Source organism: Photorhabdus sp. CRCIA-P01 (genome assembly GCF_003545805.1).
In the GTDB taxonomy this organism is placed as follows: Bacteria; Pseudomonadota; Gammaproteobacteria; order Enterobacterales; family Enterobacteriaceae; genus Photorhabdus; species Photorhabdus antumapuensis.
On record NZ_NMQR01000032.1, the window covers coordinates 44185 to 53625 of the forward strand.

Genomic DNA, 9441 nt, shown 5'->3' on the forward strand with positions numbered 1-9441 from the left:
GGTTGCTATTTGTGAATGAATTTGTTGAGTCACTGATTATCTCTATATTTAGGGCTGATAAGTGCCGACCCCGATTTCGTCTTCTTTACGGGTACGGGCTATAACGGACTCAGGTGATTCGTGTATACGAAGATCCATTTGATCTTCGGTACGGATAACTTTACCGCGTAGTGAGTTGGCGTAGACATCAACAATTTCAACATCAACGAATTTGCCAATCATATCAGGCTGGCCTTCAAAGTTGACAACCCGATTGTTTTCGGTACGGCCAGAAAGCTCCATCACATTCTTACGGGAAGTTCCTTCAACCAGAATACGTTGTACACTGCCCAATATAGCACGGCTGTAGCTCATAGCTTGTTGGTTGATACGTTGTTGTAACAGGTAAAGGCGCTGTTTTTTCTCTTCTTCACTGACGTCATCAGGCAGATCGGCTGCCGGCGTTCCCGGACGAGCAGAATAGATGAAGCTGTAGCTCATGTCGAAATTGACATCAGCGATCAGTTTCATGGTTTTCTCGAAATCATCTTGGGTTTCACCTGGGAATCCGATAATGAAGTCAGAGCTTATCAAGATATCAGGGCGTGCTTTACGCAGTTTGCGGATAATGCTTTTATACTCAAGAGCTGTATGTGCACGTTTCATCAACGTTAGAATACGGTCTGAGCCACTTTGCACCGGTAGATGCAGGAAGCTAACCAATTCCGGTGTATCTTCGTAAACGGCAATAATATCGTCCGTAAACTCAATTGGGTGGCTAGTCGTAAAGCGAATACGATCAATACCATCTATAGCCGCCACCAAACGAATTAACTCAGCGAAAGAGCAGATATCACCATCATAAGTGGCTCCCCGATAGGCGTTTACATTCTGACCGAGAAGGTTGACTTCACGTACGCCTTGAGCGGCAAGCTGAGCGATTTCAAACAGAACATCATCACATGGGCGGCTAACTTCTTCTCCGCGGGTATAAGGTACGACACAGAAAGTACAGTATTTGTTGCAACCTTCCATAATAGAAACAAATGCAGACGGGCCTTCAGCACGCGGCTCAGGTAGACGGTCAAATTTCTCGATTTCCGGGAAGCTGATATCAACAACCGGGCTGCGGGTGCCTTTCACTTGGTTAATCATTTCAGGTAAACGGTGCAATGTTTGCGGCCCAAAAATAATATCTACACATTGAGCGCGCTGACGGATGAAATCCCCTTCCTGAGAGGCTACACAGCCCCCGACTCCAATGATGATATCTGGATTAGTATCTTTTAGGTGTTTCCAACGGCCTAATTGATGGAAAACCTTTTCCTGTGCTTTTTCGCGGATTGAACAGGTATTCAATAGTAAAATGTCTGCTTCTTCGGCGACATCGGTTAACTGATAACCGTGAGTACTTTCCAGCAGGTCGGCCATTTTAGATGAATCATATTCATTCATCTGACAGCCCCAAGTTTTAATATACAGTTTTTTTATCGTCGACATTTTCTTGTGCATCCGAGCTTTCTACCGTGCTGAAAGGTGTTATTACACGGCAAAAGCAATTGTGTATTAGGCATAAAGTTGTCGGATATTGTAGTCATTTGCAGGAGCAGTGACCAGACTGTTAAACAGGATATTCTCTACCGGAGAATTAAAAATTCGGTACACTGTACTAATCAATGGGTTAATAGCATGACTGAGATGAATAATTCACAACAGATTTTTGATGTAGTGGTGGTCGGTGCTGGCATGATCGGCGCTGCAACAGCATTAGGGTTGGCACAGGAAGGTTGGACAGTTGCTTTATTGGATCATCAACCACCACAATCTTATGATATACAGAGTCATCCTGATGTGCGTGTATCAGCAATCAGTTGTGCTTCTGTAGCTTTGTTCAAACAACTTGGCGCATGGGATGCAGTATTACAGATGCGCAGTGCGCCGTATCGTACATTAGAGACTTGGGAACAGAATGATTCTAATTTGGTGTTTGATGCACAAAGTCTAGAGTTGCCTGAGTTGGGCTATATGGTTGAAAACCGTATCTTGCAACTGGCGCTGTGGCAGCAGTTTGAAAAATATCCCAATTTGACTTTGCTATGCCCGGCAGTATTGCAATCAATGCAGCGACAGAAAGTGGGCTGGTTAGTGACTCTGGTTGACGGAACGGAAATAGCTGCTCGTTTGATTGTCGGGGCTGATGGCGCTCGTTCCCAGGTTCGGCAAATGGCAGGAATTGGCAGTCGTGGCTGGCAGTACAGACAGTCTTGTATGTTGATCACGGTAAAAACAGAACAGCCACGGCAGGATATTACTTGGCAGCAATTTTTTCCTTCTGGCCCGAGAGCGTTTCTTCCACTGTTTGATCAATGGGCTTCGCTGGTGTGGTACGACAAACCGGCACGCATACGACAATTACAGGCAATGTCAATGGTTCAACTTGAGCAGGAGATTTTTCAGGCATTTCCTGCGCGATTAGGTAAAGTGACTCCCGTGGCTGTTGGTTCATTTCCTTTGACTCGTCATCATGCTAACAGTTATGTGCGTGAAGGATTAGTATTGTTGGGTGATGCGGCTCATACCATTAATCCACTGGCCGGGCAGGGGGTAAATCTTGGTTATCGGGATGTGAATACTCTGCTTGATGTTTTGGTGAAGGCGAGAGAATTAACAGAAAAGTGGGATTCATTGGAAGTATTGATGCGTTATCAGCGCCGCAGAATGCCGGATAACCTAACGATGCAAGCTGGAATGGATCTATTTTACACCGTGTTCAGTAATGAGTTGCCGGGGCTGAAAGTCGCTCGTAATCTGGCGTTGATGGCAGCTCAACGGGCTGGCGTAATGAAAAAAGCGGCGCTTAAGTATGCATTGGGATTGTAACGTATAAATTGGTAGTGAATATCACAAACACGTCGTAAATCTATTTATGTTATGGCGTGGATAATTTGCTTTTTTTAATATGCGGCTAATTGACAAGAGAGAAAGGTAACACATTGATAAATATGGCTGGGGTACCAGGATTCGAACCTGGGAATGCTGGAATCAGAATCCAGTGCCTTACCGCTTGGCGATACCCCAATGAATGGTGGCTACGACGGGAATCGAACCTGTGACCCCAGCATTATGAGTGCTGTGCTCTAACCAGCTGAGCTACGTAGCCTTTTTTTGATGCGAGAAAATTTATTAGAAAATACCAATGATCACCAGCCAGTCAATGGCTGGGGTACCAGGATTCGAACCTGGGTATGCCAGGATCAAAACCTGGTGCCTTACCGCTTGGCGATACCCCAACTGAAAGTGGTCACTGTGCAACATGTTGTCGGAATTGTGCTATCAGAATTATGGCTGGGGTACCAGGATTCGAACCTGGGTATGCCAGGATCAAAACCTGGTGCCTTACCGCTTGGCGATACCCCATCTGAATAACGACAACTCGATGAATGAATGGTGCGGGAGGCGAGACTTGAACTCGCACACCTTGCGGCGCCAGAACCTAAATCTGGTGCGTCTACCAATTTCGCCACTCCCGCAAAGATGGTGGCTACGACGGGAATCGAACCTGTGACCCCAGCATTATGAGTGCTGTGCTCTAACCAGCTGAGCTACGTAGCCATCTTTTTTGCATTACCTTCATCGGCGTTGCGGGGCGCATTATGCGTATATCAGCTAAATGCGTCAACTGCTTTTTTCTCGAAATCTGTTTAAAGTCGCTTGTTTGTTTGGCATATAAGCATTTTGCTGACAAAATCAACAAAAAATAACATTACCTTTCGAGTAAGTGTTGTAACAGAACACCATTAAGCATAGCACGTTTAGTCAGAGCGAAGGCGCCAATAGCAGAACAGTGGACTAATTCAGAAACAACGATCGGCAGATCTTGACGAAATTCTTTCAGAACCTGAGAGTTGATACAGCTTTGAATAGCGGGTAAGAGCACTTTCTGAGCTTCAGTAATTTCTCCCGCCAGAACAACTTTCTGTGGATTAAATAAATTAATCGCGATAGAGATAGCTTTACCGAGGTAATGGCCGACACTTTTTATCACTTCAGATGCTAATGGATCATTTTGATTAGCGGCTTGGCAGATAGCTCTGATATTGCAATTATTCAATGTTAACTGGCTTGGAAAACCTTGTTTTAATTGATGCTGAACTCGCGCTTCTATTGCTGAGTTAGCGGCAATAGTTTCCAGGCAGCCAAAATTGCCACAGTGACAACGTTCACCGAGTGGATCAATTTGAATATGACCAATTTCACCTAAGTTTCCTCTATTATTGAGAAGTATCTGGTTATTGATAATCACCCCGGCACCGGTACCCCGATGGATACGTACCAGTATTGAGTCTTCACAATCACGGGTGGCGCCGAAATAGTGTTCAGCCAATGCCAAACTGCGAATATCATGACCAACAAAACAGGTAATGTTGAAATGCTTTTTCAAATTATCGACCAGAGTCCAGTGAGTCACTTTAATATGAGGCATATAACGGACGATGCCGGTGTCTGGGTCAACTAATCCGGGCAGGATAACTGCAATGGCGATGAGTTCGCGGATCCTTTGTTGATTTTGTTGAATAAAGTTTTCTATTGCGTTGATAAGCTGGTTTTCAACTTTTTGCTGAGTTGCTTCAGGCAGTGGATAATGTTCTTCAACCAATGCCTTACCACTCATGTCATAGAGAGCAAGAGTAGCATCATGACGGCCAAGGCGGACACCAATAGTATGGAAGTGACGATTTTCCGTAACGATGGAAATGGCGCGGCGGCCTCCGGTAGAAGCTTGTTGATCGACTTCTTTAATCAAGCCACGTTCAAGTAATTGACGAGTAATTTTAGTCACACTGGCTGGCGCCAGTTGACTTTGCTCAGCAATTTGAATGCGAGAGATTGGCCCTTTCTGATCAATCAACCGATATACCACAGCCCCGTTAAGTTGCTTTACAAGGTCAATATTACCAATTTGTTTTTGTGTGTTGTTATAACTCATCAGTTATTTCGTCCGTCAAAGTTCAGTTTCTTTTCCGTTAATGATGGTCTTGCAGATTTTAAAGTCGTGATTGAAAACACAGAGGTTAGCGATTTTCCCGGTTTCAACAGTGCCAAGATATTTATCAACACCAATAGCGCGGGCAGGGTAAAGAGTTGCCATCCTCAGTGCTTCATCCAGTGCAATACCAACATGTTCAACGCTATTTTTAACGGCATCTATCATAGTGAGAGAGGAGCCACTTAGAACGCCGTTTTTATCAACACATAATCCGTTGCGATAGTATATGGTCTTACCTGCAAAGGTGAAATGTTCCATTTTACTGATGGCAGGATCGAGCCCTGCTGGGACTGTCGCATCCGTTACCAAAATTAATTTATCGTTTTTCAAACGCTTAGTATTACGAATATTTGGCCATGAAACGTGCAACCCATCAGCGATGATTCCAGCATAGATTTCGGGTGTATCAAAGATAGCGCCAATCAAGCCGGGTTGGCGGCCTGAAATAGTTGGCATGGCATTATAAAGGTGGGTTGAGATAGTAATTCCGTTTTGGAATCCCTGTCGGGCCTCTTCATAACTGGCATTTGAATGACCGGCGGAAACAACAATACCGGCTTCTACCAACTGCTGAATATATTTTTGCTCAACCATTTCCGGTGCGAGGGTCAACTTAGTGATGACATCAGCGTTATCGCACAGGAAATTTATCATTCCAGATGTAGGCTTACGGATAAGCTCTGGATTATGAGTGCCTTTTTTTACCGGGTTGAGATAAGGTCCTTCCAGATGCAAACCTAAAGCCTGATGCTGATTATGCTTAAGATAAGTGCGCATTACCTCAACAGAGGTCATCATCAATTCGTCCGTGCTGGTAATCAGAGTCGGCAAATAGCTGGTGCAGCCAGAGCGTTCATTGGTTCTTTGCATGATATCCAGCGTTTTTTCTGAAATGTTTTTCAACTGATCGTTGAACTGAACACCACCACAGCCATTAACTTGCAAATCAATAAAGCCGGGACAAAGCACTGCACCATTCAGATCGCGCGTGACAATATCTTTTGGTAAATTTTGTATTGAGCAAACACTTTTGATTAAGCCGTCTGCAATTATAACGGCATGCTCATCTAGTCTGTCGTGACCGGTATAGATAATGCAGTTGGTTAAAGCATACATCTTAGCCTCCTATGGGATCGGGAGATGATGATTGAAGATAATGACGGTAATCAGCCTGGGAGAGGCATCAGGCTGCATGGATTCTTATTTTTTGCTGGCGAATTCGCCGATAATATCTGCTTCCAGTTGATGGAAGTATTTGACTGTTTTTACCTTCAATTCCATTGTTGCAGGTTCGTCACAGACAATGATGGATTTAGGATGCATTTGCAGACAGCTTATGGTCCACATATGGTTAACATTGCCTTCAATTGCCGCCTGAATGGCTTGGGCCTTATTTAGACCCGTTGCAAGGATCATGATTTCTTCTGCATCCATTAACGTGCCTACACCTACGGTCAGGGCGTATTTAGGCACCTGATTAATATCATTATCGAAGAAGCGGGAGTTAGCTGTGCGGGTTTCTACGGTAAGTGTTTTAATGCGTGTACGGGAAGTCAGGGATGATGCGGGTTCATTGAAAGCAATATGACCGTCATTGCCGACGCCCCCCATAAATAGATGAATCTGACCATAAGACTTAATTTTGTCTTCATAACGTTGACATTCCGCTTCGACATCAGAGGCATTACCATTAAGTAGATTGATATTTTCTTTTTGAATATCAATATGATCAAAGAAATTCTGGTACATAAACCCATGGTAGCTTTGTGGATGATTTTCGGCGATGCCAACATATTCATCCATATTGAATGTCACGACATGTTTAAAACTAACTTTCCCTGCTTTATGCAAAGCAATTAATTCTTTGTAAGTTGCCAGTGGTGTACTGCCGGTTGGTAGCCCCAAAATAAAAGGGTGCTCGGCGGTGGGGTTAAATGTATTGATTTTACTAACGATATAGTGTGCGGACCATTTACCAACATCACTTGCATTCGTTAGGGGGATCAGTCTCATAAATGCCTCTTAAAACAAGAAATTATAGCAGTTGGATAAATTAGCTGATTAACTAATCTTCTTATCGTGTGAATACTATACCCGTCATCTTTCAAGTTGCCTCTTTGTTGGCTGCACTCGCTCACCCCGGTCACATAGTTATCTATGCTCCCGGGGATTCACTCCCTTGCCGTCGCGATGTATCTTGAAATCCATAGGGTATAAATCATTTTTATGAGCAGAGATATGCTGTACGTCAAAGATATTTTTTATCTTAAAATAAGATACAAAAAATAGCCAGGAAATTAATGGAGGAAGTGATGGATTTTACGGTTTTTGTCACTTATTAAGTCATCTTATTTTTGCAAGAAAAATAAAAGGGAACGAGAGATGAGTTCCCTTTTAAGTTCGAGGTGTTTTTAGCTATGATCTTTTATTTGGCGATCTTTTGTCTGGTCTATCTAAGGGTAGCTGAGTACGTATCTGCTCGGCAATACTTTCTGCCTGGGGTCCCAATACAACTTGAACACTCTGTTTCCCTATTTTCAGGACGCCTTTCGCACCTAATTGTTTTAACTGGTGTTCATCCAATTGTGTGTTGTCTTCAACGGTTAAGCGAAGACGGGTAATGCAAGCGTCTACGGTATGAATATTTTGTGCGCCACCAAGAGCGGTGATGTAATGTTGGATTGTTTCGTTGTCTTGGGAGGCGGAAGTCGCTTGAGTTGTTTCTCCAATTTCGCGGCCTGGCGTACGTAAGTTGAAAATACGAATCATGAGGGTGAAGCAAACAAAATACAGCACAAAGAACAAGGCGATTAATGGGATTAACAACCACGGCTTGGTTGCCAGACCCCAGCTCAATACAAGGTCAATTAATCCGGCGGAGAATCCAAAGCCATGCAGAATGCCCAATGAATTGACGATAACCATGCTAACACCAGCCAATATTGCATGCAGAACATATAAAGCTGGAGCCAGGAATAAGAATGAGAATTCTATTGGTTCAGTTATACCGGTTAAGAACGTTGTCAAAGCGACGGATAATAGCATCCCGCCAATCTGAGGACGACGTTCCTTTGGTGCTGCAAGATACATTGCCAGTGCAGCGCCGGGCAAACCGCCCATAAAGATGGGATAAGCCCAGGCCATGTAGATTCCGGCATGAGGATCACCGGCGAAGAAACGGTTCAAGTCGCCGCGGCTCATATCGGTGGCTATTTGGGTAATCGTAGAGCCGTCAATACCTGGAACCGCCGCGCCGATGGTCAGAGAACGGACAACATCTGGAGCCAGGCAGATATTATGTACAGAACTGGCTAAGTCATAAGTAATTTTCAGACAATCACCCAAACTAAACCAGAAAACAGAATGCAGGATATAGTGTAAACCAAATGGAATGAGAGAGCGGTTAAGCACACCATAAGTAAACCATCCGACCATACCGCTTTTTGATACTAAAAGGCTGAAAGTATCAATACCGTGCTGAACATATGGCCATGCATAGCCACATATCCATGCAATGAACAGACAAATAATGCCTGTCATGATAGGGACTAATCGCTTACCGGCGAAGAAAGCAAGAAACTCCGGCAGGCGTGTATCTGAAAAACGGTTATAACAATGACCGGCAACAATACCTGCGATAATGCCTGCGAAAAAAGACATATTGATTGTCGAATCTATGACTGCCGTAGCTTTAGTGAGTACTAAAAAACCAACGACACCTGCCAGTGCGGCAGCGCCAGCATTATCTTTTGCTAAGCCTATCGCGATACCTAATGCAAATAGCAGAGGGAGGTTTTCAAAAATACCCCCGCCAGCGCTGGCGATGAAAGGAATATTAAATACGTCGGGTTGACCAAAACGTAGCAAAAGTGCAGCTACGGGAAGCGTGGCAATGGGAAGCATTAATGCTTTTCCCAATCGCTGCAAATAATTGAATATACCCATAATGCTTACCTTAGTTGTAGGAAGTTTTATTGAAAAAATAGCGCGCTATTAACAACAGCAATACAACTTATTTTTAGTTGAAAAATAATAAAAAGCTACACATAAGTGAGTAATTGTGATCACTGTAGCGATATTGTTTAAAATTGCATAAATTGAGTCATTTGTAGTCAACGGGTTCAAATTTTTAACTGAATTAACTTAATGATTTATTTAATTTTATGGTTTTTAGCTATCGAAATAGATTGAATAACATCAAATTTAATTATAAAAAAACAGATAATTAGATAAGAAAATCTCGGACAGATATTGCCAAGAGTTAATAAATTGCAAAGTATTTTATTGTTTATTTACGACGGTTTAAACATTAAAATGAGTGTATGCAACGTAACTATTTGTTATATTTTGGTTAATTTTATTAGTCTGATTGTAAATTTATTTTTAAATAAATACCCAATAGAATAGCCGTATAA

6 protein-coding genes and 6 tRNA genes are annotated in these 9441 nt (G+C 43.1%); 1 reads left to right on the forward strand and 11 read right to left on the reverse strand.

The annotated features are described in order from the left end of the window. Positions 1-48 precede the first annotated feature (48 nt). A complete protein-coding gene (gene miaB, locus D3222_RS17195) occupies positions 49-1479 on the reverse strand; it encodes a tRNA (N6-isopentenyl adenosine(37)-C2)-methylthiotransferase MiaB (protein ID WP_118987248.1) in 1431 nt (476 codons plus the stop codon). Between the two features lie 189 nt (positions 1480-1668). On the opposite strand from miaB, the gene ubiF reads away from it, so the two are divergent. Further along, a complete protein-coding gene (ubiF, locus tag D3222_RS17200; protein ID WP_198672844.1) occupies positions 1669-2859 on the forward strand; it encodes a 3-demethoxyubiquinol 3-hydroxylase in 1191 nt (396 codons plus the stop codon). Between the two features lie 123 nt (positions 2860-2982). Here ubiF and D3222_RS17205 read toward each other — a convergent pair. The 10 genes from D3222_RS17205 to nagE all read right to left on the reverse strand — a co-directional run bounded on the left by D3222_RS17205 (position 2983) and on the right by nagE (position 8971). Then, a tRNA-Gln gene (locus D3222_RS17205) sits at positions 2983-3057 on the reverse strand. A 5-nt stretch (positions 3058-3062) separates the two neighbouring features. Then, a tRNA-Met gene (locus D3222_RS17210) sits at positions 3063-3139 on the reverse strand. Between the two features lie 55 nt (positions 3140-3194). Further along, positions 3195-3269: transfer RNA gene (locus D3222_RS17215), tRNA-Gln, on the reverse strand. Between the two features lie 52 nt (positions 3270-3321). Continuing rightward, positions 3322-3396 (reverse strand) — tRNA-Gln (locus D3222_RS17220). A gap of 28 nt (positions 3397-3424) precedes the next feature. Then, positions 3425-3509 (reverse strand) — tRNA-Leu (locus tag D3222_RS17225). A gap of 5 nt (positions 3510-3514) precedes the next feature. Continuing rightward, a tRNA-Met gene (locus D3222_RS17230) sits at positions 3515-3591 on the reverse strand. A 151-nt stretch (positions 3592-3742) separates the two neighbouring features. Next, positions 3743-4966 (reverse strand): DNA-binding transcriptional regulator NagC, encoded by a 1224-nt coding sequence (gene nagC / locus D3222_RS17235; protein ID WP_118987249.1) that lies wholly within the window; start codon positions 4964-4966, stop codon positions 3743-3745. Between the two features lie 15 nt (positions 4967-4981). After that, the gene (nagA, locus tag D3222_RS17240; protein ID WP_118987250.1) at positions 4982-6142 is read right to left on the reverse strand and encodes an N-acetylglucosamine-6-phosphate deacetylase; all 1161 of its coding nucleotides are present in this window, start codon (positions 6140-6142) and stop codon (positions 4982-4984) included. Between the two features lie 84 nt (positions 6143-6226). Continuing rightward, on the reverse strand, positions 6227-7039 hold the full coding sequence (gene nagB, locus D3222_RS17245) for a glucosamine-6-phosphate deaminase (RefSeq protein WP_118987251.1): 813 nt from the start codon (positions 7037-7039) through the stop codon (positions 6227-6229). 402 nt (positions 7040-7441) lie between these two features. Beyond that, positions 7442-8971: an N-acetylglucosamine-specific PTS transporter subunit IIBC gene (gene nagE, locus D3222_RS17250; protein WP_118987252.1), complete on the reverse strand. Its 1530-nt coding sequence runs from the start codon at positions 8969-8971 to the stop codon at positions 7442-7444. Positions 8972-9441 lie beyond the last annotated feature (470 nt).

What these genes read in the sequence shown, in the direction of transcription:
- miaB (WP_118987248.1), bottom strand. Translation starts at nt 1,479, where the DNA reads ATGTCGACGATAAAAAAACTGTATATTAAAACTTGGGGCTGTCAGATG.
- ubiF (WP_198672844.1), top strand. Translation starts at nt 1,669, where the DNA reads ATGACTGAGATGAATAATTCACAACAGATTTTTGATGTAGTGGTGGTC.
- nagB (WP_118987251.1), bottom strand. Translation starts at nt 7,039, where the DNA reads ATGAGACTGATCCCCCTAACGAATGCAAGTGATGTTGGTAAATGGTCC.
- nagE (WP_118987252.1), bottom strand. Translation starts at nt 8,971, where the DNA reads ATGGGTATATTCAATTATTTGCAGCGATTGGGAAAAGCATTAATGCTT.
- nagA (WP_118987250.1), bottom strand. Translation starts at nt 6,142, where the DNA reads ATGTATGCTTTAACCAACTGCATTATCTATACCGGTCACGACAGACTA.
- nagC (WP_118987249.1), bottom strand. Translation starts at nt 4,966, where the DNA reads ATGAGTTATAACAACACACAAAAACAAATTGGTAATATTGACCTTGTA.